The organism is Pseudomonas sp. 25 R 14 (assembly GCF_900004755.1).
GTDB classification, from domain to species: domain Bacteria; phylum Pseudomonadota; class Gammaproteobacteria; order Pseudomonadales; family Pseudomonadaceae; genus Aquipseudomonas; species Aquipseudomonas brenneri.
On record NZ_CVTS01000063.1, the window covers coordinates 1 to 24851 of the forward strand.

The 24851-nt window shown below is 60.4% G+C and carries 22 protein-coding genes and 1 pseudogene; 3 read left to right on the plus strand and 20 right to left on the minus strand.

What is annotated here, in order from left to right; genetic code table 11:
- The 20 genes and pseudogenes from fliF to BFQ03_RS22535 all read right to left on the minus strand — a co-directional run.
- Positions 1 to 1022, minus strand: a 1022-nt coding sequence (gene fliF / locus BFQ03_RS22445; RefSeq protein WP_065944049.1) for a flagellar basal-body MS-ring/collar protein FliF, incomplete at its 3' end; no start/stop codon positions are given.
- 16 nt (positions 1023 to 1038) lie between these two features.
- Positions 1039 to 1368, minus strand: coding sequence for a flagellar hook-basal body complex protein FliE (gene fliE, locus BFQ03_RS22450; RefSeq protein WP_029292509.1), 330 nt, complete (start codon positions 1366 to 1368; stop codon positions 1039 to 1041).
- A gap of 130 nt (positions 1369 to 1498) precedes the next feature.
- Entirely contained in the window at positions 1499 to 2878 is a 1380-nt protein-coding gene (locus tag BFQ03_RS22455; protein WP_065944050.1) for a sigma-54-dependent transcriptional regulator, read from the minus strand.
- A 6-nt stretch (positions 2879 to 2884) separates the two neighbouring features.
- Positions 2885 to 4096, minus strand: a complete 1212-nt coding sequence (locus BFQ03_RS22460; protein ID WP_065944051.1) for a sensor histidine kinase — start codon at positions 4094 to 4096, stop codon at positions 2885 to 2887.
- Positions 4097 to 4206: 110 nt separating this feature from the next.
- The gene (locus BFQ03_RS22465) at positions 4207 to 5682 is read right to left on the minus strand and encodes a sigma-54 dependent transcriptional regulator (RefSeq protein WP_032859021.1); all 1476 of its coding nucleotides are present in this window, start codon (positions 5680 to 5682) and stop codon (positions 4207 to 4209) included.
- A 173-nt stretch (positions 5683 to 5855) separates the two neighbouring features.
- A complete protein-coding gene (gene fliT, locus BFQ03_RS22470; protein ID WP_029292500.1) occupies positions 5856 to 6152 on the minus strand; it encodes a flagellar protein FliT in 297 nt (98 codons plus the stop codon).
- A gap of 25 nt (positions 6153 to 6177) precedes the next feature.
- Positions 6178 to 6567, minus strand: coding sequence for a flagellar export chaperone FliS (gene fliS, locus BFQ03_RS22475; protein WP_029292498.1), 390 nt, complete (start codon positions 6565 to 6567; stop codon positions 6178 to 6180).
- A gap of 128 nt (positions 6568 to 6695) precedes the next feature.
- Positions 6696 to 8060 carry a flagellar filament capping protein FliD gene (gene fliD / locus BFQ03_RS22480; protein WP_032859018.1) on the minus strand — a complete coding sequence of 455 codons (1365 nt, stop codon included), beginning with the start codon at positions 8058 to 8060 and terminating at the stop codon, positions 6696 to 6698.
- Between the two features lie 83 nt (positions 8061 to 8143).
- A complete protein-coding gene (locus tag BFQ03_RS22485; protein ID WP_032859016.1) occupies positions 8144 to 8491 on the minus strand; it encodes a flagellar protein FlaG in 348 nt (115 codons plus the stop codon).
- 71 nt (positions 8492 to 8562) lie between these two features.
- Entirely contained in the window at positions 8563 to 10302 is a 1740-nt protein-coding gene (locus BFQ03_RS22490; RefSeq protein WP_032859013.1) for a flagellin N-terminal helical domain-containing protein, read from the minus strand.
- Positions 10303 to 10511: 209 nt separating this feature from the next.
- A pseudogene (locus tag BFQ03_RS30835) lies at positions 10512 to 10598 on the minus strand (outer membrane lipoprotein carrier protein LolA); the annotation flags it as partial.
- A gap of 81 nt (positions 10599 to 10679) precedes the next feature.
- The gene (locus BFQ03_RS22495; protein ID WP_032859011.1) at positions 10680 to 11609 is read right to left on the minus strand and encodes a ketoacyl-ACP synthase III; all 930 of its coding nucleotides are present in this window, start codon (positions 11607 to 11609) and stop codon (positions 10680 to 10682) included.
- A gap of 268 nt (positions 11610 to 11877) precedes the next feature.
- Positions 11878 to 13497 carry a flagellar hook-associated protein 3 gene (locus BFQ03_RS22500; protein ID WP_065944052.1) on the minus strand — a complete coding sequence of 540 codons (1620 nt, stop codon included), beginning with the start codon at positions 13495 to 13497 and terminating at the stop codon, positions 11878 to 11880.
- Between the two features lie 14 nt (positions 13498 to 13511).
- Positions 13512 to 15536 carry a flagellar hook-associated protein FlgK gene (gene flgK, locus BFQ03_RS22505; RefSeq protein WP_065944053.1) on the minus strand — a complete coding sequence of 675 codons (2025 nt, stop codon included), beginning with the start codon at positions 15534 to 15536 and terminating at the stop codon, positions 13512 to 13514.
- Between the two features lie 10 nt (positions 15537 to 15546).
- Positions 15547 to 16803 carry a flagellar assembly peptidoglycan hydrolase FlgJ gene (flgJ, locus tag BFQ03_RS22510; RefSeq protein WP_065944054.1) on the minus strand — a complete coding sequence of 419 codons (1257 nt, stop codon included), beginning with the start codon at positions 16801 to 16803 and terminating at the stop codon, positions 15547 to 15549.
- 10 nt (positions 16804 to 16813) lie between these two features.
- On the minus strand, positions 16814 to 17902 hold the full coding sequence (locus BFQ03_RS22515) for a flagellar basal body P-ring protein FlgI (RefSeq protein WP_065944067.1): 1089 nt from the start codon (positions 17900 to 17902) through the stop codon (positions 16814 to 16816).
- A 27-nt stretch (positions 17903 to 17929) separates the two neighbouring features.
- Positions 17930 to 18625: a flagellar basal body L-ring protein FlgH gene (gene flgH, locus BFQ03_RS22520; protein WP_032859002.1), complete on the minus strand. Its 696-nt coding sequence runs from the start codon at positions 18623 to 18625 to the stop codon at positions 17930 to 17932.
- A gap of 52 nt (positions 18626 to 18677) precedes the next feature.
- A complete protein-coding gene (gene flgG, locus BFQ03_RS22525) occupies positions 18678 to 19463 on the minus strand; it encodes a flagellar basal-body rod protein FlgG (protein ID WP_065944055.1) in 786 nt (261 codons plus the stop codon).
- A 67-nt stretch (positions 19464 to 19530) separates the two neighbouring features.
- The gene (locus BFQ03_RS22530; protein WP_032859644.1) at positions 19531 to 20271 is read right to left on the minus strand and encodes a flagellar basal body rod protein FlgF; all 741 of its coding nucleotides are present in this window, start codon (positions 20269 to 20271) and stop codon (positions 19531 to 19533) included.
- A 283-nt stretch (positions 20272 to 20554) separates the two neighbouring features.
- On the minus strand, positions 20555 to 22117 hold the full coding sequence (locus BFQ03_RS22535) for a sigma-54-dependent phenylalanine hydroxylase transcriptional regulator PhhR (protein WP_029292472.1): 1563 nt from the start codon (positions 22115 to 22117) through the stop codon (positions 20555 to 20557).
- A 277-nt stretch (positions 22118 to 22394) separates the two neighbouring features.
- Between BFQ03_RS22535 and phhA the strand changes: the two genes are divergently transcribed.
- From phhA to BFQ03_RS22550, 3 genes are all read left to right on the plus strand, one after another.
- Positions 22395 to 23186 carry a phenylalanine 4-monooxygenase gene (gene phhA, locus BFQ03_RS22540; protein ID WP_032858996.1) on the plus strand — a complete coding sequence of 264 codons (792 nt, stop codon included), beginning with the start codon at positions 22395 to 22397 and terminating at the stop codon, positions 23184 to 23186.
- 105 nt (positions 23187 to 23291) lie between these two features.
- Positions 23292 to 23648, plus strand: a complete 357-nt coding sequence (locus BFQ03_RS22545) for a 4a-hydroxytetrahydrobiopterin dehydratase (protein WP_017134918.1) — start codon at positions 23292 to 23294, stop codon at positions 23646 to 23648.
- A complete protein-coding gene (locus BFQ03_RS22550; RefSeq protein ID WP_175403913.1) occupies positions 23645 to 24844 on the plus strand; it encodes an amino acid aminotransferase in 1200 nt (399 codons plus the stop codon). The genes BFQ03_RS22545 and BFQ03_RS22550 overlap by 4 nt, the downstream gene beginning before the upstream one ends.
- The last annotated feature ends 7 nt before the right edge of the window (positions 24845 to 24851 follow it).

The window sequence follows — 24851 nt, forward strand, 5'->3', positions numbered from 1 at the left end:
GTGGTTTGCGGGGCACTGGCCGGGGCTGGCGGCTGATTGCTCAGGGCACCGGGCACACCTTGCGGAGGACCATTGGCGGCGGTGCGTTGTTCGCTGGTCGATTGTTCGCTGCGCAGGGCCGGCTGGTCCGGGTTGAACTGCTCGGAGGTCGATTCGACGGCGCTGAAGTCCACGTCGGCGGACACTTCAGCCTTGTAGCGGTCATTGCCCAACACCGGTTGCAGGATGTTGTGCACACGCTGGGTGAGCATGCTTTCCATGCGACGGCTGTAGTCGAACTGCTTGCCGGCCATGGTCAGCGCGGAGTTTTCCGCCTGGTCGGAGAGCAGGTTGCCCTTCTGGTCGACCACGGTGATCTGTGACTTGCTCAGCTCCGGAACACTGGTCGCCACCAGATTGACGATGGCCAGGACCTGGCCCGGCTCCAGGGAGCGGCCAGCAAACAACTCGACCAATACCGAAGCGCTGGGCTTGCGCTCATCACGCACGAACACCGAGCTTTTCGGGATCGCCAGGTGCACACGGGCGCCCTTGACGTTGTTCAGGCTGGCGATGGTGCGTGCCAGCTCGCCTTCCAGGCCGCGACGGTAGCGGGTGGCTTCCATGAACTGGCTGGTACCCAGGCCCTGGTCTTTATCGAGAATCTCAAAACCGATGTTGCCATCGGTCGGTGCCACACCTGCACCGGCCAGCTTCAGGCGGGCACGGGCCACGTCGTCGGCCTTGACCAGCAAGGCACCGGAGTTGGGCTCCACGGTGTAGGCGATATCGGAGGCGGCCAGGGTTTCCATGACCTGCTTGGCATCCATCCCCGCCAGGCTGCCATAGAGCGGCCGGTAATCGGGTTGCTGGGACCACAACACCACGGCAAAACCAATCGCCACGCTGGCAGCCAGGCCGACCATCAGGCCTACCTGACGCAACATGGTCATTTCGGAGAGGTTTTCCAGGAACGACAGGCCAAACAGCGGCGGCTTGCCGTCTGTCTTGGCGGGTACGTTATCCACGACTGCTTCTGCCATGACTTAAATCTCGTCCTTAAACCGGCATCTGCATGATGTCTTGATAAGCCTGAACCAGCTTGTTACGCACTTGGGTCAGGGCCTGGAAGGAAACGCTGGCCTTTTGCGAGGCGATCATCACGTCGGTGAGGTCCACGCCACTCTTGCCGATTTCGAAGGCGGTCGACAGCTGGCTGGATGCCTGCTGGGTATCACTGACTTTGTTGATGGCTTGGCCGAGCATATCGGCAAAGCTGCTTTGGCCCAATTCCGGCGCTTGCACGACGGATTTCGGCTGGGACATGGCGTCCATTTGCATGGATCGCATATCCAACATCAACCGATTGAACTCAACACCTTGGCTCATGAACTTCTCTCTCCGACGACCCGCAATTTTTTGACACTACGCAGCGGTTAGTACGGGTGGTGCAACAAGGGTGCCAGCTCCATGGCAACTTGTAAGAAAAGCCGACAAACCTTGTCAGCTGATGTGTATCTCAGCTGGCGAAAAGGAACGCTTCCACATCCATTCCGGCATCGCGCATTTGCGCCAGCTTGTAGCGCAAGGTGCGTGGGCTGATGCCCAGGCGCTCGGCAGCCTCTTTGCGGCGGCCGCGCTCGGCGCGCAGGGTGTCGATGATCATCTGGAATTCGCGGCGGCGCAGGTCGTCGCCCAGGCCACCGGCTGCTTCTGCCGGAACGCTTTCAGCCGGCGCAGGCGCCAGGCTCGGCATGGGCGCAATGCCCGCACCGATGGCCAGGCAGAAGTCCTGGGGCTGGATCAGGCCGCCTTGCTGCAAAATCAGCGCGCGCTGGATCGCGTTGTCCAGCTCGCGCACGTTACCGGGCCATGGGTAGCTGATCAGGCAAGCCTTGGCCTCGGCCGACAGGCGCGCCTGGGCGTGCTTCATTTTATTGACGTGCTTGTTCAACAGGCGCTCGGCCAGCGGCACGATATCCGCCGGGCGTTCACGCAGCGGGCGCCAGGCCAATGGGAAAACCGAGAGCCGGTAGAACAAATCTTCACGAAAGCGCCCTGCCGCCACTTCGCCGGCGAGGTCACGGTTGGTGGTGGCGACCACGCGGATATCCAGCTGGATCGGCTTACGCGCACCCACCCGCTCCACTTCGCGTTCTTGCAACACGCGCAGCAACTTGGCTTGCAGGCCCAGGGGCATTTCCGAGATTTCGTCGAGCAGGATGGTGCCGCCGTCGGCCTGTTCAAACTTGCCGGCCTGGGCCGCGATGGCGCCGGTGAAGGAGCCTTTTTCATGACCGAACAAGGTCGCTTCAAGCATGTTGTCGGGGATCGCCGCACAGTTGATCGCGATAAACGGCTGGCTGGCCCGGTGGGATTGCTGGTGGATGTAGCGCGCCAGCACTTCCTTGCCGGTGCCGGACTCACCGGAGATCAGCACCGTGGAGTCGCTGCGGGCGACCTTGGCCGCCAGCTCCAGCAATTGCGTACTGGCCGGCTCGAAGGCAATCGGGCCCTCGCCGTCTGCAGCACCGATCACCCCCAGGGCGTGACGCGCCACCAGTTCGATCAGGGCCTTGGGCTCGAATGGCTTGACCAGATAGTCTGCCGCGCCCTGGCGCATGGCATCGACCGCGCGCTCTACCGCGCCGTGAGCGGTCATCAACAGCACCGGCAATTGCGGCTGGCGTGCACGCAACAGGCCGAGCAACTGGTGGCCGTCCATGCCGGGCATGTTGACGTCGCTGACCACCAGGCTGAAGGACTCTTGCTCCACCGCCTCCAAGGCTTCCTCGGCCGAACCGACCGCCCGATAGTCATGGCCCGCCAACAACAGCGTGTCAGCCAGTGCTTCACGCAGGGCGCGATCGTCTTCAACCAGTAAAACCTTGATAGCCATTTATCCTTACTCCGCGCTTGCCGCGCCTGAAAACAACGGCAGCGTTATCAATGCACAGGTGCCGCGCCCCACACGAGAACGCAACTGCAATTCTCCCTGATGCGCACGGGTCACTGCCTTGACCACGGTCAGCCCCAGGCCGGTCCCGTTGGTTTTGGTGGTAAAAAAGGGTTCACCCAGGCGCTGCAACACCAGCGGATCAATCCCGCTACCGCTGTCGCTAATGCACAGGCGCAGGGTTTGCTCGCGGCTGTACAAGTGCACTTTGAGGCGCGCTGCCGGGCCGCTGGCCTGGCTGGCGTTTTCGATCAGGTTGAGCAGCGCGCCCACCAGGGTGTCGCGATTGCACAGCAACTCGCCCCAGTGGCTATCGCACTGCCAGCGCACCGAGGCTTCCTGGACATGGGTGGCGGCGGCGGCCTGCAACGACTGCATCAAGGCAGCGGGCGTGACGCGATCAGTCAGCGGCAACTCGCCCCGGGCGAACACCAGCATGTCGCGCACCTGGTGCTCCAGCTCATGCAGGCGCTCCTTGAGGCGCCCGGCGAAACGCTGATGGGTGGCGGCCGGCAATTGCTCATCAGTCAAATGACTGGCGTAGATCAACGCGGCCGACAACGGCGTACGAATCTGATGGGCCAGAGAAGCGACCATCCGCCCCAGGGACGACAGGCGTTCATGGCGCGCCAATTGGTCCTGCAGGTGACGGGTTTCTGTCAGGTCGTTGAGCAGCACCAGTTGGCCGGGCTCAGCGTCCAGGGAACGGGTGGCGATGGACAGGCGGCGCCCATCCTTGAGGGAGATTTCATGGCCGTCGTCTTCACGAGGGGCAAAGCAGCGGGTGATGACATGGCGCCACAGCTCGCCTTCCAGCGGCAGGCCCAGCAGGTCGCAGGCCGCGGGGTTGGCTTCGCGCACGCGGCCTTGGTCATCGATCACGATCACGCCGCCAGGCAGCAGGTCGAGAAGGTTTTGCAGACGGTTGGCCAGGCGTTCTTTCTCGGCCAGCTCTTCCATGCGCTGGGCACTGACCACCGCCAACTCGCCCTTGAGCTCCGAAACCCGGGCTTCCAGCAGGCTGTAGGAGTCAGTCAACTGGCTGGACATCTGGCTGAACAGCGAAAACGCCTGCTCAAGCCCTTGCCGGCTGATCTGCTCTACGGACGGGACAAGTCCCTGGGTGTCGGGGACTGAAGAAAGTTGGGCGGCGTGGGGCATCGTGCTCTCTCGCTTGGCTGACCGTCAGTTAAACGGAACGTTGCGAGTGCTGTAGCAATACCCGTGCCTAAAAAAAACCGCTGATTAATCAGCGGCTTGGAAAACAGGCGTCAATCCTCCGCCTGTTCATCCCCTTCACGACGGCTCATGCCGTACTTGCGCATCTTCTCCACCAGCGTGGTGCGGCGGATGCGCAGGCGCTCGGCGGCGCGGGCGACGATGCCATTGGCGTCGTCCAGCGCCTGCTGGATCAGCCCTTGTTCCAGGCTGCCGAGGTAGTCCTTCAAGTCCAGGCCTTCGGGCGGCAACATGGCGTTGGCACCGAAGTCCGGGGTGTGGCCGTTGATCGCCACGCGCTCTTCCAGATCGCTGCGCAGGCTGTCCACCAATTGCTCGTCTTCGTCGTCGACGTAGCGGAATTTCTTCGGCAACTCGACCACGCCGATCACCCCATACGGATGCATGATCGCCATGCGCTCCACCAGGTTGGCCAGCTCGCGTACGTTGCCCGGCCAGCCGTGGCGGCACAGGGACATGATCGCGGCAGAGTTGAAACGGATCGAGCCGCGCTTTTCGTGTTCCATGCGCGAGATCAGTTCGTTCATCAGCAACGGGATGTCTTCCACACGCTCGCGCAGCGGAGCCATCTCGATAGGGAATACGTTGAGGCGGTAGTACAGGTCTTCGCGGAAGCTGCCGACCTCGATCATGCTTTCGAGGTTCTTGTGCGTGGCCGCGATGATGCGCACGTCGACGCTCTGGGTCTTGTTGCTGCCCACGCGCTCGAAGGTACGCTCCTGCAACACACGCAGCAGCTTGACCTGCATCGGCAGCGGCATATCGCCGATTTCGTCAAGGAACAGGGTGCCGCCATTGGCCAGCTCAAAACGCCCGGCACGGCTGGTGATCGCCCCGGTAAAGGCGCCCTTCTCGTGGCCGAACAATTCGCTTTCGAGCAGCTCTGCAGGGATTGCCCCGCAGTTGACCGGCACGAAAGGTCCGTCACGGCGCTTGGAATGGTAATGCAGGTTACGCGCGACCACTTCCTTGCCGGTGCCGGACTCGCCGAGGATCAGCACGCTGGCGTCGGTATCGGCCACTTGCTGCATCATCTGGCGCACGTGCTGGATCGCACGGCTGGTGCCGACCAGGCTGCGGAACAGGTTGGGTTCGCGGTGACGGCCACGCTCGCGGGCCTGGTCGTACATCTCGCGATAGACCTGGGCACGGTGCAGGGAGTCGAGCAATTTGCTGTAGCTGGGGGGCATTTCCAGGGTGGAAAGCACTCGGCGGCGCTGGTCTTCCGGCAAGTCCACGGAAGAAATATCGCCCATTAGCAACACGGGAAGGAACTCATCCCAGGTTGAGAGTGTCTTTAACAGGCCTAGAACTGCGCCAGGAGCGTTTACCGTCCCGATCAGTACACAGATGACTTCACGGCTCGATGACAAAGAGCTGACCGCCTGCTGCCAATCGTGGCTGCCGCAGGGCAAATTTTCTTCGCCAAGAAAATTCAAAATCACCGCCAGGTCGCGGCGGCGAACGCTATCGTCATCGATTAGCAGAATTTTGGTTTCACGCCACATGCAATAGCAACTTCCCTAGTAAAACTCTAATGCCCTCGAATCGGGGCAATCTAGATTGCTGTAGGCATTTTCTGCGCTACGGCCATCTGACGTCTGAAAATAGCACTAGTTAAGTCAAAAAAGACTGCACAGTCAAATTTATGACGCGCTATGTTCGGATTAACTGAGCCAGATCAGCCGAACAGATGGTAAACCTTTGACGCATTTTTCGCTTGGTTGATCTGCGACATCTCTTCAAATATCGCCTGACGCTCGCCGGTCGTCACCTCAAGCAGCTGCTGGTAGACCACCAACAGGCTCTCCAGCTTCTCGCGCAGCGCACCCTCGTCCACCGGCGCCTCACTGAGCACCTCGTCGATGCAGGCACGGCAGCCCATGTCCAATTCGCCGATAGCATCCCAATTGCGTTCTGCCAGCGCGCCGATCAAGGCGTCGCGGGTTTCGTCAATCCGTTGCAGTGCGTGGCTCATGCTGTGTTCCTCAAGGCCGGCGGCCTTATTGTGGCGCGATGGCATCCCAGCCACTTTTGACGGTAATCAGCAAACGCGCGACTTCGTCGATCATGTCGGCATCGTTGACGCCATTGGCCTCAACCAGACGGTTACTCATGTACTCGTACAACGCATCGAGTTGTTGAACTGCCGCTGGATCCTCGGCTTTTTCCGGCTCCAGGCCATCGCGCAGACCGGAGATGATCTCAATCGCCTTGCCCAGCATCAGGCCCTTCTGGGCAATATCGCCACGGCTCAATGCGCCCTTGGCCTGGGCCATGCGATCGAGACCACCTTCCATCAGCATCTGCACCAGACGGTGCGGGCTGGCTTCGGAGATCTGGGCGTGGGAATTGACCTTCTGGTATTGGCGAAGGGCTCTCATTGGGTTCATGTTGCTACCTCGTTACAGGCCACAGTCGAATAGATTTGCTTAACCAGTTTTTCGACTGTGCCGAGAAAAACTTTAATCCCTTACCCGGTGCCCGGGCCCTTTTTCAGGGCCTGCGGGCGCACCATCCATCAGTTCGACTTAGGATTGTTCAGCGAGTTGAGGGTGGTCAGGATACTGGAGCTGCTGGCGTTGATCTGCGCGATCATGGTGTCCATGGCGGTGTACTTGGCCGACAGGGATTTTTGCAGCGCTTCCATGCGCCGATCCAGATCAGCCTTCTCGGTGGTCAGGTCGGTCAGCTTGGTGTTGAGATCCGTCGCACGGGTCGCCAAGGTGCCGGAGGAGCCGACGTAGCTGCTGGTCGCCTTGTTCATCCGCGTGATCAAACCGGTATCGCCGGTGAACAACTTGGCGATATCCCCTGCGCCCTTGACCACAGCCTTGTCCCACGCCTTGTCTTCCAGGCTCAGCAAACCGGTTTTCTGGTCAGTGGTGATACCCATCTGGGCCAGGCTGGTCATGCTGCCCGCACCCTTGCCGTTGACCAGCTCGGAACGCAGGCTGGAGACCAACTGGCGCATCGACGCATCGCCAGTCAGGGCGCCAGCGGTGGTGGTCGAGGCATCGCCGGTGGCGGTGACCTTGGTCTGGGTGTTGATGGCGGTCATCAACGTGTTATAGGCGGTGACGAACGACTGCACCGAGGTCTTCAGGGTGTCGGTGTTGCTGGCTACAGTCAGCGTGACCTTCTTGGTCAGGTCGCCATCCAGCAGCTCCAGGGTCACGCCGCTGATCGCGGAAGTGATCTTGTTGCTGGTGGACTCCATCTCAATGCCGTCGATGGAGTATTTGGCGTTCACCGGCGCCGTACCCTTGTCATAACCGACCGCCAGCTCCGAATTACCACTCAAGGTAATGTCAGTGTCTTTACCACTGGTATTGGAGGTCAGTACCAGACGCCCGCCGTTGGAGTCGCTCAGTACGTTGGCGCTGATACCCTGGGCCGAGAGCTGGGTATTGATGGATTCGCGAACCTCCTGCAAGGTCGCGCCACCCGGCACCAATACATCGTAGCTTTTACCCGACTGGGTAATCGTCAGCGTCTGGGTTTCATCGCTGGCGTTGGCTTTGCCCGAGGCGCCACCTTCGATGACTTTGCTGGAGACCTTCGACGAGGTCGCCAGATTATCGACCTTGAGGATGTACTTGCCGGGGGCTGCGCCATCACCCAGGGTGACCTTGGCGTTTTTTTCTTCGGAGGTCGTGGCGGCCAGGCCATTGAAGGCGGCCTGGTTGTTCAACTTGGTGATTGCCGCCTGGTAGGCTTCCAGCGCCGTTTTCACAGAGCCCACGGCCGACAGCTTGACGGTGGCGTCTTTCTGCTGGGCAGTGATCTGCGCGTCTTTGGGCGCCCTTTCGGCCCCCACCAACGCCTTGACGATCGCTTGGGTGTCGTAGCCCGAACCTGGGCCGGAAATCGTTGAACTAGCCATTTGCTACTCTCCTTGTCCTGCGGTTGCCGCTTTTTTGGCGTACGAACGCCCAAGCAGCAATCAGAAACATGTTTCGTGCCAACTCAGGCCTTTGTATCAAACAACAGGCTGCTAGCATCGCTCAGGTTCTGCGCCAGTTTCAACGCAGTCTCCGATGGAATTTGTCGAATCACTTCGCCGCTATCGGTAGCGATCACCTTGACCACCACTTTGCCGGTGGAGTCATCGATGGAAAAATCCAGGTTGCGCTGTGAAGCCTGCACAAACTCACGCATATCGGTGACAGCTTTTTCCAGTGCCACGCGCTGTGGTTCCTCGGCGGGCTCGCTATCGGTCTGCGCGACAGGCGGTTTGGCCTGTGTCGTCACAGCACCAGGAGCCTGGGTGGTAGCAGCCGGGTAAGACGCGTTCAGCTTGATGCTCATGTCCATGTCATCACCTCCAAACTGAAAAAACGGAAGGGCACGTTAGCACCCCCCCGTTGATTAACCGCTAGCCGATATTACTGAAGCAGCTTCAGTACAGCGGATGGCAGTTGGTTGGCCTGGGACAGGATCGCAGTGGAAGCCTGTTGCAGGGTTTGTTGCTTGGTCAGTTCAGCGGCTTCGGAAGCGAAGTCAGCGTCTTCTACGCGGCCTTTGGCAGCCGAGGAGTTCTGCGAAATGCTCTGCAGGTTGGCCACGGTGCTGGCGAAACGGTTTTGCACCGCACCCAGCTGCGAACGCTGGCTGTCGATCTGCTGCATGGCGTCTTCCAGGGCCTGGATGGCTTGCTGGGAAGAAGCGGCAGACAGGATGCTCAGGTCGGAAACGCTGGTTTCCATAGTCACTGCGGTTTTGGTACCGTCAGCAGCAACAGTCGTCAGGCCCAGAGCTTTCAGGCCTGTACCTGCACTACCGTCCTTGATGGTGATGTCTTTGTCTGCAAACAGGTTCAGAGTACCGTCAGCGTTTTTGCTGGCCTGTACACCGGTGCTGGCGCTGTTGATCGAAGCTACAACTGCGTCAGAGGTGTCGCCTTTCTTGAACTTGACTTCTACGCCGTTGACAGAGATAGAGGTATCGTCGGTCAATTTGGCTTGGGTGGTACCGGCAGACAGACCCAGTTGCGACAGCGAACCGCTATTAGTGTTAGCCAGCTTAATGTCAGCACCGTTACCCGAGGTCAGCTTGAGACGACCATCGGTGAAGGTAGCGGAAGCACCAGTTGCAGCGCCGCCAGCAGCATTGGTGAGCTTGGTGAGAACGGTCGACATGGCATCGCCTTTCGCCCAAGTTACCGCAGCACCGTTCACAGTGATCGAACCGTCAGCGGTCAGATTGCTGGTAGGGGCAATGCTAGGTGCAGCAGCCAGATTGAGGTTAGCCAAGCCATCGGTTTTAGCGGCGACAGGAGGTGGGCCAGGGATGGCAGCTGCAACATCACCCGCTGCAATCGTGATGGCTTTGGTAGAGCTAAGTGTCAAAACGCCGTTGGCGTCGGCACTTGCAGTAACACCGGTGACGCTTGTCTGCTTGTTGATAGCATCAACTGCAGCAGCGCCCTTGTCAGCAGGAAGGGCAGCAACCAGATTGATCGTTGTACCATTGATTTTGATGCTATCAGTAGCCACAGTAGTGCCGACAGCAGCAGTACCCGTTGCAGTGGCTTTATCACCAACTACCGAGCCAGTAGTAGTAGCGGCCAGACCGGTCAATGCCGTGCTGTTAACGGTGGCTTCGCTGTAGTTGCCTTTCAGCGCGGTAGAACTGACATCGGTCATACCGAACGAGATAGTTTCGTTGGCGTTGGCGCCGATCTGGAACGCTACGTTGCTGAACGAACCGTCCAGCAGGTTACGACCACCGAAGGTGGTGGTGCTGGCAATACGGTTCAGCTCGCCGACTTTAGCGGTGAATTCTTGTTGCAGGGAAACACGGTCAGCGTCGCTTTTATCACCGTTCGCCGCTTGCAGGGCGAGTTCACGCAGACGCTGCAGGGTGTTGGTGGATTCTTGCATCGCGCCTTCAGCAGTCTGGGCAATCGACACGCCGTTGTTGGCGTTGGAGATTGCAACGTTCAGGCCTTTGACCTGGTTGTTCAGACGGTTGGCGATCTGCATGCCAGCGGCGTCGTCTTTGGCGCTGTTGATTTTCAGGCCGGAAGACAGACGGTTCATCGACTGGCTCAAAGCGTCGGATGCTTTGTTCAGGTTCTTCTGGACGCCCAGGGAAGTAATGTTGGTGTTTACGGACATTGCCATGACGAAATCCTCGTGAGTTGGATACTGCGGCTTCCGGCCCTGGCAACCGCCGGGTGTGGCCTAGAGAACCTTCGTAATAGTTATCGTCGTGAAAGCAGGTTGCTTGAGGATTTTTTTGAATTTTTTTACTAGCCCTGTGCCACCCCTTGTATTTCAAGACCTTATAGAAGCGCGAAATGCCAGCAATCACGGGTTAAGGACATCCTCCCTGTAGGAGCGAGCTTGCTCGCGAAGAACCTGAGGGCGCCGCGTGCATTCTGAATGCCCGCGTTATCGTTAACGTTTTTCGCGAGCAAGCTCGCTCCTACCATGATGTGCACAAAAAAACGCCCGGGATCTTTCGATCCCGGGCGCTTTTTGTGCAGCCTATCAGCGCATCACGGCCGATAGATAATCGCCGAACCCCACGACAGGCCAACACCAAACCCACTGAGGGCCACGCGCTTCCACTCGGCGTCCATCACGTGCTTTTCCAGCAGCAGCGGAATGCTCGACGACACGGTGTTGCCGGTCTCGACCATGTCCTTGATGAATTTCTCCACCGGCGCATCTTCAAAACGCCGGGCCACGGCGTCGACAATCGCCGCACTGCCCTGGTGGATGCAGAACGCGTCAATATCGTCGGCCTTCAGGTCCGACTCATTGAGCAGTTCGTGCAAATGCGCCGGCACTTTAAGCAACGCGAAGTTGAAGACCTGGCGACCGTTCATGAAGAACACGCCGTCGCTGACCTTCAAATGCGGCGCGCCGGAGCCGTCGGTACCGAACTTGGCCTTGCCCAGCTGCCAGGGGGCGTCTTCGCCCATCCAGGTGGCGGTGGCGGCGTCGCCGAAGAGCATGGTGGTGTTGCGGTCTTCCGGGTCGACGATCTTCGAGTACGGGTCGGCGGTCACCAGCAGGCCGTTTTTCAGGCCGGCGGCTTCCATGAAGCCTTTCATCGCGTAGATGCCGTAGACGTAGCCGGAGCAACCCAGGGAGATATCGAAGGCCGCGACGTGGGTCGGCAGGCCCAGTTTGTCCTGGACGATGGCTGCGGTGTGCGGCAGCCCTTCTTCGTCGCCGTTCTGGGTCACGACGATCAACGCGTCAATCGACTCACGCTTGAGCTCGGGGTTGTTGGCAAACAAGGCGTTGACCGCCTCGACACACAAATCCGAGGTTTCCTGGCCTGCATCCTTGCGCGGCAGGAATGCCGAGCCGATCTTGCCAATGATGAACTCTTCATCCTTGGCGAATTTGGCACCCTGGGCGTAGTTGTCCAGCCCTTCTGCCGGCACGTAGCTGGCGATGCTTTTTATGCCAATCATTGTGGCTTCCCAATACAAAATAGCTGGAGAACACCCCTGAAAACCCTTCAGGAGCGCTGACAATAAAGGGGATAACCCCGCAAAAACCCGCCGAAACTACCGAAGCCAGCGCCTGGAAAGCGGTCTGGCCTTTTCACACGATACAGTGAAGATGCGCTTTATGACTCATAGGTCACTCATTTTTGTGCGCTTTGTTTAAAAGCCTGCGCCAGAAACGACAACGGCCCACCCTGTTTCCAGGGTGGGCCGTCAGGTCTTGCCGGGCCGTTTACATGCGGCTGAACAGGCTCAACTGGGAGATTTTCACAAAGGCCAGCTGCGAGGCCTCCAGCATTGCCTTCTGGAACGCCAGGTCAATCGAGGCTGTGGCCACATCGGTGTCGCCAATAGCCGCAGTGGTCGACTTGTTGGCCAGCACCATGCTGGTGTTCTCCGTTTCCTGGATCGACAGCGAGTTCATCCGCGCGCCAATGGAGCCGCGCACGCCATCGACCTGGGCCTGGGAGGCCTTGATGTTGGTAATGGCTGCGTTGACCACATCGGTCAGCTTGGCCTGGGCAATCGGGTCGCCGTCGGACGGGGTTTCCAGGGCCTGGCGCAATTGGCTGAGGGTATCCAGCGCATTTTGCGTCTTGTGGGTATTGGAGCCCACGGCGAACTGGTCACCGATGCCTGGGGCGCCGGTGATGTCGAACTTAACCCCAGCGGCCGTGATGCTGTCTGGCGTTGCGGGAACAGGCGGTGGCCCCGGCTGGGCTGGCGTGCCAGGCACCACAGTGCCGTTGGAAACCGGTTTGCTGTCGGCGGTGATCGGCTGGGCATACACCTCGTACTCTGTGGTCGAGGTAAATTTGATCACCGCGCCTTTGTTCGGGAAGGTGCTGCTGTAGTCCGCCTGGCTGGTGACCGTGCCGCCCGACAACTGTGCCGACGACTGGTTGCTCGGCGTACGCGAGACACTGAAGCTGTCCGGTTTGCTTTGCAGGGTGAATTCACGATCCTTGTAGATCGCATCAGCCTCGGCGCCGGGCTTGGCCCCCCCCAGGTTCTGGTCGACATCAAAAGTCACGCCGCGCACGGTGACCGAAGCACTGCCTTCCTTGGTCGCATCGAACTTGCCGTTGCCGGGAGTTTGCGCTGTGATGTCGTTACCCGCCCCGTCCGTTACGGTGTATTCGGTGCTGCTGATAAAGGTCAGCTTGTACGGCTGACCGTCGGTGAAACTGCTGTCATAGGTCGAGGGCGAGGTAACGATCCCGCCCGAAACCAGCACCTTGCCATCGTTGACCGAACCGGTGGCCTGAGTACGACCGGCATTGACCGTACCTTCCAGGATCGATTTTCCGGTGTCATTGACCACCATCGACAAGGTGTCGGAAACCTTCAGGCTCAAGGGCGTCTCATCCCCCTGATAGCTGTAGGTCCCGTCGCTGTTGCGCGCATAGGGCGGTGTATCGCTCTTGCCACCGGAAAACAGGTAATGGCCGGACGAATCCTTGCTGTTAAGCAGGCTCAGGACCTGTTTCTCGATTTCACCAATCTCGGCGGCAACGGCCTTGCGGTCGTCATCGCTGATACCGCCACCGCCCTTGCCCGCCACCTTGAGCGACAGCTCACCCGCGCGCGCCAGGGCGGTGTCGATACTGGCAAGTACGCTTTCCTCGCTATTAAGCGAGTTCTTCATGCTGCTGATATTGCCCGCGTACTGCCCCAACATATCCTGCTGCTGTTGCAGCAGCAGCAAACGCGCCGCGCCCACCGGATCATCTGCTGCGGTCTGGATACGCACGCCGGAGTCGATCTGCTGCTGCGTCTTGGTGACGTTGGAGAAGTTGTTGGTATAACGCGCAGTCGTGGTATTGAAATACTGTTCGGTCGAGATTCGCATCGTCTCAAACTCCCTTAAAGACTGTTGATCAGCGTGCTGAAGGTTTCTTGCGCAGCTTTAATGATCTGCGACGACGCGGTGTAGTACTGCTGGAAACGGATCATGTCGCCGGCCTCCTCGTCCAGGTTGACCTGGGACACGGAGCTGCGATTGGACGTGGCGGCCGCCAGCATGGCCCCGGTCGCGCTGTTGTCGACGTTGGCCTGGCTGGCCTTGCCGCCGACGGTCGACACCAACTGGCTGTACGCGGTGCTCATGCTCACCCCGGCGTTGCCATCGGTCGCGCCCACGGTCTTGCGGGTTTGCAGGTCGAGCAATTGCAGGGCGTTGCGGTTATCCAGTTTGCCGCCAGCGTTGAACGACACGCTGAAGCTGTCATCGGCTTTCGGTTCGCCACGGATCACCGTGTCGACCCCGAACGTCTGTGGGTCGCCATTGGCGTCGACGTACGGCACCTTGATCGTCAGTTTATTGTCCTGGCCCGGCACGATAGTGCCGGTGCCAATCGGCTGGCCCTGGGCGTTATTGATCACATAACTCTGGGTGCCATCGGCAGCGGGCTTGGCGAAGGTCATCTTGACCGGCATCGAACTCTTGATTGCCGCTTCCAACTGCGCGGTGTCGGCACCGCCATGGATGTCCAGGGGCAAGGTCAGGGTCGGCGGAGTGAACACACCGGTGCCACTGTTGTTCTTGTTGCCCTCGGCCAGCAATGGCGCGGAAAACGCCAGTTTGTTGGGGTCGGTCATCACCACCTTGAGGTCCATCGCGCCACCGGCAGTCGGGCTGACCTTGAACGTATCGCCAGCAGCCACCGGCCCTTTACCATCAAGGGCCAGGGTAAAGCCGTCGATTTCCGGCGGTGTCTGGGTGATGTCGAAGGTGCCCATGGACTTACCGTCCGAACGCAGCACGGTGTACATCTTGTCGTCGCTGAAGGTCACCTTGTAGTCAAAGGTGCTCAGTTTGCTGGTGTCTTTGATCGTGACATTCAGGTTGCCGGAGTTCGCACTGTTGCTGGAGCCGCCAACACTGCGCTGGCCAATGGCAAACACGCTGTTGATGTCATTGAACAACGCGGCGCCGAACTGCCCATTGGCGTCCAGGCCCTGCCCCAGCTGGGTGTTGATCGCTTCACCAACGACCATGGCGGTACGCCCCAGGTCGTTGATGGCCGGCATCAACACCTCCTGGCGATAGCGCAGCAAGCCGCCGATGGAGCCACCGCTGACCACCGAACTGACGTCCATCGGCTGCCCGCCAGTGGTCAACACCACCGAGTACTGGCTCTTGTCATCCTTGCTCGGCACCGCCGACAGTTTGTTCGACACGCCGTCCGCCACCAGGGTCTGGCCAGTGCCCAGGGACACATTGAAGTGGCCGTCCGACTCAGTGACCTTGACCCCCACCAGCTCATTGAGCGAGCGCACGGCTTCGTTGCGCGCGTCCAGCAGGTTCGCCGGCTCGCCGTTGCCCTGGCCCTTGGCCTGGGAGATCTGTTGGTTGAGGGAGGCAATCGAGGCGGTCAACTGGTTGACCTGGCCGGTGATGGTCTCCAGTTGGCTGTTGATGCCTTCTTTCTGCTTGTTCAGTTCGCTCGCAATCGAGTTGAAGCGGTTGCCCAGGGTCTGGGCAATGGTCAATACCAGTTGGCGCGCGGAGTTGTCGCTAGGGTTTGCCGAAGACGTCTGCAACGCGGCGAAGAAGCTGTTCAAGGCTGCGCCGACCCCGGTGGACTTGTCGGACAAGAGCTTGTCCACCGAACCGATCTGGTCCAGATAAGCCTTGGCGTCGAAGTTCAGCGACGTGGTGGTCTGCAACTGGGTGTCAAGAAACTGGTTATACACCCGGCGCACATCCGACAGCGTGGTGCCGCTGCCGATGAACACACCGCCGACGCCGGACATGCCGTTGGCCGTCTGCGTAGTCTGCTGGCGCGAGTATCCAGGGGTCTTGGCGTTGGCAATGTTGTTACTCAGGGTCGAAAGCGATCCTTGAGCCGCATTGAGTCCTGACATCCCGATATTGAGCAAACCCATGGTTCAAACCTTATAAATGAGTGGATGCGCCAGCGGCAGCGTAGTGTTGGTAGCTGTTCATGGTTTTGGCGATCTGCGAAATCTTGCTGGCGTAGTCCGGATCCGTTGCATAACCGGCTTTTTGCAACTCGCGTACAAACTGTTCCGGGTTATCGGCCGACTTCAGCACTTCTTGATATCTTTCATTGCTTTGCAACAAGGTCACGAGGTCGTGGAAGCTGTCCTGGTAAGAGTCGTAGGAACGGAACTGCGCCGTTTCCTTGACCATCTCGCCATTGCGAAACTCGCTGGTAATCGCGCGCGCCTGGGCCCCCTGCCAGCTTTGGCCGGCCTTGATGCCAAACAGGTTGTGGCTGCTGCTGCCGTCTTGCTGGCGCATCACCGATTTGCCCCAGCCGGTTTCCAGGGCGGCCTGGGCCACCAGGTAGCGTGGGTCGATGCCGATGCGCTCGGCCGCCTGCTTGGCCATTGGCAGCATGGTGGCGACAAACTCATCTTGCGAACCGAAGGCTTTTTTCGCCGGTGCCAGCGGTGGTTGGGCCACGGCGCGGCCGTAAATCTGCATGCGCGAATCGCGGGCGGCAAAGGTGCGCGCCGCGCCGTTGATCACACCATCTTCGGCGGCGCTGTTGCGCAATGGCGCGGCCTTGGCAGCCCCCGTCGCCTCGACGCCCGGCACGATGCCGGCCAACAGGCGATCGGTAAGCTTGCTCGGCAACGCGATGCGCCGCTGATTCATCAACGCCATGTCATTGCGCAGGGTGCCATCATCGGCCCGTGGCGCCACCTCGACCCGCGCCGCCCACAGCGCGCGCTGGCCATTGGCGCGACCCAGCGGGCCATCGGCCTGGGTGCCGGCGGCAATTGGTGTCGGCACGTCGACTTTCTTCTCAACTGCGTCCGGGCCCTGCAACGTCGAGGCCTGCCCTTCCACTGGCTTGTTCTTTTGCATCTGGCGCAGCAACACGTCCGCCAGGCCGATACCGCCGCCCTCGCGGGACAGCGAGACCGCCAGTTGCTGGTCGTACATTTCCTGATACTGCTTGGCCGCTGGGGTATTCAGCGGGTTGTCCTTGCCCAGGGCATCGGTGGCCGAGCGCATGGATTTGAGCATCTCGTTGAGAAACAGCGACTCGAACTCCTGCGCCACTTTGCGCATATTGCCTTCGCTGTTCTTGTCGCCGAACTTGAGCTGGTTAAGCCGGTTGAGGTCGGAGTAGGAACCCGAGTCTGCCGTGCTGGCGATACCGCTCTTGCGCATGTCCATGACTACGGCCTCAAATCACGATCAGGTCGGCTTGCAAGGCGCCGGCCTGTTTCAGGGCTTCGAGGATCGCCATCAAGTCACCGGGCGCCGCGCCCACCTGGTTCACCGCTCGCACGATTTCATCCAGGGTGGTACCGGGGCCGAACTTGAACATCGGCTTGGCTTCTTGCTGGGCGTTGACCCGCGAGCGTGGGACCACGGCGGTTTCGCCGTTGGAGAACGCCCCAGGCTGGCTGACAATCGGGTCTTCGGTAATGGTCACGGTCAGGCTGCCGTGGGTCACGGCCGCTGGCGACACCTTGACGTTCTGCCCGATCACGATGGTGCCGGTACGCGAGTTGATGATGACCTTGGCCACCGCCTGGCCCGGATCGACCTCAAGGTTTTCCAGGATCGACAGGTAATCCACACGCTGGCTTGGGTCCAGCGGCGCGGTCACGCGGATCGAGCCGCCGTCGATGGCCTGGGCCACGCCAGGGCCGAGCATGTCGTTGATCTTGTCGACCACGCGCTTGGCGGTGGTGAAGTCCGAACGGTTGAGGTTCAGGGTCAGGCTGTTGCCCTGGTTGAACCCGCTGGGCACGGTGCGTTCCACCGTGGCGCCGCCGGGAATCCGCCCGGCCGATGGCACGTTGACGGTGATCTTCGAACCGTCGCGACCTTCAGCATCAAACCCGCCCACCACCAGGTTGCCCTGGGCGATGGCGTAGACGTTGCCGTCGATACCTTTGAGCGGCGTCATCAGCAAGGTGCCGCCACGCAGGCTTTTCGAGTTGCCAATCGACGATACGGTGATGTCCACCACTTGCCCGGGCTTGGAGAACGCCGGCAGGTCGGCACTGATCGATACCGCCGCGACGTTTTTCAACTGCACGTTGCCCGAACCCGGCGGCACCTTGATCCCGAACTGCGAGAGCATGTTGTTGAAGGTCTGCAGGGTGAACGGGGTCTGGGTGGTCTGGTCGCCCGTACCGTTGAGGCCCACCACCAGGCCGTAACCGATCAACTGGTTGGTGCGCACCCCGGAAATACTGGCGATGTCCTTCAGGCGTTCGGCCTGGGCAGCGACGCTCACAGAGAGCAACAACACCGCTGCCATCAGCTGTTTAAGGTTCAAAGTGATCACCTAGAAAGGGAACAGCGGGCTAAGGAAGAAACGGTCGAACCAGCCCGGCTGACTGGCGTCGGCAAACGAACCCGTACCCGAATAGGTAATGCGTGCATCGGCGATCCGCGTGGACGGCACGGTGTTGTCGGTGGCGATATCGTCTGCCCGCACCATGCCGGCAATGCGCACCAGCTCATCGCCAGTGTTGAGGGTCATCCACTTCTCGCCGCGTACGGCAATGATGCCGTTAGGCAATACATCGGCGACGGTCACGGTGATCGAACCGACCAGGCTGTTGCCCTGCCCGGCCTTGCTGCTGCCGTTGGTGGCGCGGTCGCCGCTGTAGCCGACGTCCAAGCTCAAGTCACCGCTGCCCAGCGGGTTGTTGGTGTTCAAGCCTCCGCCAAACAGCGAGGTCAGGCCGATGCCGGTCTTGCTGTTCTTGGCCACCTGGGAGTTGGCGTTCTTGCTCGCCGTGGTGCGCTCGTTCAGGGTGATGGTGATGATGTCCCCGACCCGGAACGCCTTGCGGTCGCTGTACAGGTTCTGTTCAAAACCGGCCTGGTAGATCGAACCGTTGTTGGCGGCAGCTGGCAGCGGCGTGCGCGGCAACACCGGCGCGTAGTACGGGTCATTGGGTTTTGGCGTCGGGGCAACGCAGCCCGCGAGCACGGCAATCCCACTCAATGCCAGAACAGAAACAAAGCGACTCATGACCCTTACCTCACGGTGTTGCAGGCGCCTTGCGAGCGCCCCATAGACTGAATTACAGATTCTGCGTAACGAACGAAAGCATCTGGTCGGCGGTGGAAATCACCTTGGAGTTCATCTCGTAGGCGCGCTGGGTGGTGATCATGTTGACCATCTCTTCCACCGTGCTGACGTTGGAGGTTTCCAGGGTGCTTTGCAGGGTGGTGCCAAACCCGTTGAGGCCCGGGGTGCCGACTTGCGGCGCGCCGCTGGCGGCGGTTTCCAGGAACAGGTTGTTGCCGGCGGCTTGCAGGCCGGCCGGGTTGATGAAGTCAGCGGTCTGCAGGTTGCCGATCACTTGCGACGCCGGGTTGCCGGCGATGGTGATGGACACGGTGCCGTCGGCGCCGACCGTGAAGGTCTGGGCATCGTTGGGCACGACAATCGCCGGCTCCAGGGCAAAGCCATTGGCGGTCACGACCTGGCCGTTGGAGTCCAGGTGGAAAGTACCGTCACGGGTGTAGGAGGTAGTGCCATCCGGTTGCAGGATCTGGAAGAAACCACGGCCATTGATCGCCATGTCCAGCGGCTGCCCGGTCTGCTGCAGGTTGCCGGCGGTGAAGTTCTTCTGGGTGCCGACAATGGACACACCGGTACCCACTTGCAGGCCCGACGGCAATTCGCTGTCCTGGGTCGACTGCGCACCCGGCTGGCGCTTGATCTGATAGAGCAGGTCCTGGAACTCGGCGCGATCACGCTTGAAGCCCGTGGTCGAAACGTTCGCCAGGTTGTTGGAGATGACGGTCAGGTTGGTGTCCTGGGCGGACAGACCGGTTTTGGCAACCCATAGAGCCGGAAGCATGCTGTTCTCCTTCGTGCGCCTGTTTGTTGGCGCCGCGTTACGAAATTGGTATTCAGTGGCGCTGCAATCAGCTCATCTGCATGACGCGGGTCATGGCCTGATCGTCTTCTTTGGCGCTGTTCATCATTTTCACGTGCAATTCGAACTGCTTGGACAGGGCCAGCACCGCGGTCATTTCTTCGACGGCATTGACGTTGCTCGACTGCAAAAAGCCCGAATTCACCTTGACGCTGGCATCGGCCACTGCTGGCTGGCCGTCCTTGGTGTGGATCGCGCCGTCCAGGCCTTTGACCATGTTGGCCAGGTCCGGCTTGACCAGCTTGATGCGGTCCACTTCAGCCATCACCCGCGGGCCTTCGCCCATGGCGCGGATGCTGATGGTGCCGTCTTCGCCGACTTCGACCTTCTGCTCGGGCGGCACGGAAATCGGCCCGCCATTGCCCATGATCGGCATGCCGTTGCCGGCCCGCAGTACGCCGAGCGCATCGATATTCATGCTGGCGGTGCGCACGTAGGCTTCGCCACCATCGGGGGTCTGCACCGCGATCCAGCCATCGCCGCCGACGGCAACGTCCAGGTCACGACCGGTCTCGACCATCGAGCCAGGGGAAAAATCAGTGCCCGGCCGCTCGGTCAGGGCAAACGCCCGCGCCGGAAAGCTGTCACCAAACACCGGCATCGAGCGGGCCTGTTCCAGGTCACGCTGAAAACCGTTGGTGGAGATGTTCGCCAGATTGTTGGCATGAGCCTTCTGCGCCAGTGCGTTCTGGCTGGCGCCGGTCATTGCCACATAAAGGTACTTGTCCACGCTCATTCCTCTTACTGACGGACGTTTGCCGCCCACCGATGTACTGAGGAGTCTTTAGCAATTTGCGCACCAACTTTTTAAAAGTCGGGGAAAGGCAGGAGGGGCAAGGGGTTGGGCGGTATTGCGCATTGCTGCGCGGATGGGGGAGAGTCGGAAAAACGGCGGAGTTCTGCCGCTTGCGGCAAGCACCGGCCCTGGCATGGACACAGATCCATTGTGGGAGCGAGCAAGTCGAATCGTCGCACCGCCGCTCCCACATTTTTAATCCCGTTGTGTCAGCGGGTTATTTGTCGGCCTTGAGCACTGCGTAATCGCGCAATTTGTTGGCGATGGTGGTGTGGGAAACCCCCAGACGCTTGCCCAGCAAGCGACTGCTGGGATGCTCGGCATACAGGCTTTCCAGCACCGCTTTCTCAAACCGCCCGACAATCTCCTCCAGGCCTCCCTCAAGGGAAAAATCGCCAAGCGGTTGGCGCACGCCATAGTCCGGCAAGCGAATATGCTCGGCCTTGATCGTGCCGCCCTCACACAGCGAAACCGCCTGGAACAGCACGTTCTCCAACTGCCGCACATTGCCCGGCCAATGGTAGTGACTGAGGCGCTCCATGGCCGCCGGTGCCAGCTTGGGCAATGGGCAGCCAATCAAGCGGCTGGCCTGGTCGATAAAGTGTTCGACCAGCGGCGGCAAACCGTCGAGGCATTCGCGCAGCGGCGGGATATGCAACGACAACACATTGAGCCGGTGATACAGGTCCTGGCGAAACTCCCCGCGGGCACACAGCTCCGACAAGTCCACCTGGGTCGCGCAGATCACCCGCACATCCAGGTAAACCTCTTCATCGCTGCCTACACGGCGGAAGCAGCCGTCCTGCAGAAAGCGCAGCAACTTCACCTGCAACCGCGCGCTCATTTCGCCCACGCCATCGAGAAACAACGTACCGCCCGCCGTCAGCTCCAACAGCCCGAGCTTACCTTCTGCACGCGCCCCTTCAAACGCACCGGGGCCGTAGCCGAACAGTTCGGTCTCGGCCATCGACTCCGGTAAACCTGCGCAATTGAGCGCCATCAACGGCGACTGCCCACGCGGGCTGGCCAGGTGACAGGCGCGCGCCAGCAGTTCCTTGCCGGTGCCGGTTTCACCTTCTATTAACAGCGGCGCATCGAGGGGCGCCATGCGCCGGGCTTCACGTACCACCGCCGCCATCACTTTGGAGCTTTGGAAAATGCTGTCGAAACCGCGCAGTTCCTGCTTGCGCACATTGTAGATACGCTCGCCGACGCGGTCGGCGCGGTGCAAGGTCAACACGGCGCCAGCCATGGCTTCGCTGTCGTCATGCTCGGAAGATTGCAACGGCGCGATATCGGCCAGGAACACATCGCCCTTGACCTTGACCCGCAAGCCATTGATCCGCGACTTGCTCGCGCGCACCAGTTCCGGCAGGTCGAAGTCCTCGGCGTAGCGCGACAAAGGAATGCCCGGCACTTCATCCACGCGCACCCCGAGCAACTGCGCCGCCGCCCGGTTAGCCGCGACAATCGAGCCGCCCATGTCGATGGACAGTACCGGGAATTCCAACGCCCCCAGCAAGGCATTGAGCTCCATATGCCGACGCTCGCTGGGCATCAGCCCTACCCGCTTGACGCCAAATACCCCGGCAATCGCCTCGAATTGCGGGCGCAGGGCCTGGAACTGCATGTTCACCAGATTCGGGCAATACAGGTAAATGGCATTGCCGTGCTCGCCACCGACCTCGCCCTTGGCGACGTTGACGCCGTACTCCACCAGCAGGTTGAGGATGTCCCGCAGGATGCCGATGCGGTTCTGGCAATGCACTTTGATACGCATGTAAAGGCCCGGTTTGTTGTAGGAGGGCTGATCGGGCTGCGTCTTTTTATCGCCAGACGCAGATAGTCGTCAAGATTATGTGACAGGTACCGACCTTTTCAAACCGACAAATCGCAATGCAGCGTGCGCAACGGCAAAACCGTAACGAATACTTTACAAAAATCGCCGTTTTTTCCTACAGTCTTCCCTTGGAGGCAGGTGGAATCCATGGCCAGGCGGAGTATCAATAAGCCCATAGCAGGACATAACAAGAACGAATGCCTAGCAGGAGAGCCGTATGAAGCAGACGCAATACGTGGCCCGCGAGCCCGATGCGCAAGGTTTTATCCACTACCCGCCCGAAGAACATGCGGTGTGGAACACCCTGATCACTCGCCAGCTGAAAGTGATCGAGGGTCGCGCCTGCCAGGAATACCTGGACGGCATCGACAAGCTCGGCCTGCCCCATGACCGTATTCCGCAACTGGCGGAGATCAACAAAGTGCTGGCCGAGACCACCGGCTGGCAAGTGGCGCGGGTGCCGGCGCTGATTCCCTTCCAGACTTTCTTTGAATTGCTGGCCAATAAGCAGTTTCCGGTGGCGACCTTTATTCGTACCCGCGAAGAGCTGGATTACCTGCAAGAACCGGATATTTTCCACGAGATCTTCGGCCACTGCCCACTGCTGACCAACCCCTGGTTCGCCGAATTCACCCACACCTACGGCAAGCTCGGCCTCGCGGCCACCAAGGAGCAACGGGTGTACCTGGCGCGCCTGTACTGGATGACCATTGAGTTCGGCCTGGTGGACACGCCGCAAGGCCGGCGCATCTACGGTGGCGGCATTCTGTCTTCGCCCAAGGAGACGGTGTACTGCCTGTCGGACGAGCCCGAGCACCAAGCCTTCGACCCGCTGGAAGCGATGCGCACGCCGTATCGCATCGACATCCTGCAGCCGCTGTATTTCGCCCTGCCCAACCTCAAGCGCCTGTTCGAAGTGGCGCAGGAAGACATCATGGGCATGGTCGAGCGCGGCATGCAGCTGGGGTTGCACGCGCCGAAGTTTCCCCCAAAGCCCAAGGCGGCTTGAACTGCCACTTTAAAGGCCAGGTGAGTCTGTTCCCTGGCCGCGCGTTGCTTTAGGGTGACGCCACTGGCAACCGAATTCCACATACTCGATTTCAGGAACACCTTTATGACCACCTTGAACCAAGCCCATTGCGAAGCCTGCCGCGCCGACGCCCCACAAGTCAGCGACGAAGAACTGCCGGTGTTGATCAAGCAGATCCCCGACTGGAACATCGAAGTGCGCGACGGCGTGATGCAGCTGGAAAAAGTATTCCTGTTCAAGAACTTCAAATTCGCCCTGGCCTTTACCAACGCCATGGGCGAGATCTCCGAGGCCGAAGGCCACCATCCGGGCCTGCTGACCGAATGGGGCAAAGTCACCGTGACCTGGTGGAGCCACTCCATCAAGGGCCTGCACCGCAACGACTTCATCATGGCCGCACGCACCGACGAAGTGGCCAAGGATGCCGAGGGCCGCAAGTGATGCATTTCGCCGCGATTGGCCGGGTGCCTGGGGATCCGATCCTCGGGCTGATGGAGTCCTACGCCAAGGACACCAACCCGCAAAAATTCGACCTCGGCGTGGGTGTCTATAAAGATGCCCAGGGCCTGACCCCGATCCTGCAGGCGGTGAAACGCGCCGAACAGCGCCTGGTCGACCAGCAAACCACCAAGACCTACATCGGTGGCCATGGCGACCCGGCTTTCGGCCGACTGATCAGTGAACTGGTGCTGGGCGCCGGCTCCGCGCTGCTCAAGGCACAACGCGCTGGCGCCACGCAAACCCCTGGCGGCACCGGCGCCCTGCGCCTGAGCGCCGACTTTATCGCCCACAGCCTGCCCGGCCGTGGCGTGTGGTTGAGCAACCCGACGTGGCCGATCCACGAAACCATCTTCGCCAAGGCCGGGCTCAAGGTCAGCCACTACCCATACGTGGGCAGTGACAACCGCCTGGACGTGCCAGCCATGCTCGCCACCCTGGCCACCGTGCCCGAGGGTGACGTGGTGCTGCTGCACGCCTGCTGCCACAACCCTACCGGTTTCGACCTGTCCCAGGATGACTGGCGCCAGGTGCTGCAGATCGTACGCGAGCGCCAACTGCTGCCGATGATCGACTTCGCCTACCAGGGCTTTGGCGACGGCCTGGAGCAGGACGCGTGGGCCGTGCGCTTGTTTGCCGATGAGCTGCCCGAAGTACTGATCACCAGCTCTTGCTCGAAGAACTTTGGCTTGTACAGCGACCGCGTGGGCTCGCTGATTGTCTGCGCCCACGATGCCGAGAAACTGCTGGATGTGCGCAGCCAACTGGCGTTTATCGCGCGTAACCTGTGGTCGACCCCACCGGACCATGGTGCGGCGGTAGTCGCCACCATCTTGGGTGACACCGAGCTCAAACAGCTCTGGAGCGCAGAAGTCGAAGGCATGCGCTCGCGCATCGCGCAGTTGCGTTCGGGGTTGGTAGAAGCGCTGGTGCCCCATGGATTGGCCGAGCGTTTTGCCCATGTCGGCGTGCAGCGCGGGATGTTTTCCTACACCGGCCTCAGCGCCGAACAGGTGAAACAGCTGCGGGAAAAACACAGCGTGTACATGGTCAACTCCGGACGGGCCAACGTCGCCGGGATTGATGAGACGCGCCTGGGTCTGCTGGCCGAGGCCATTGCAGACGTGTGCCGCAACTGACGAAACC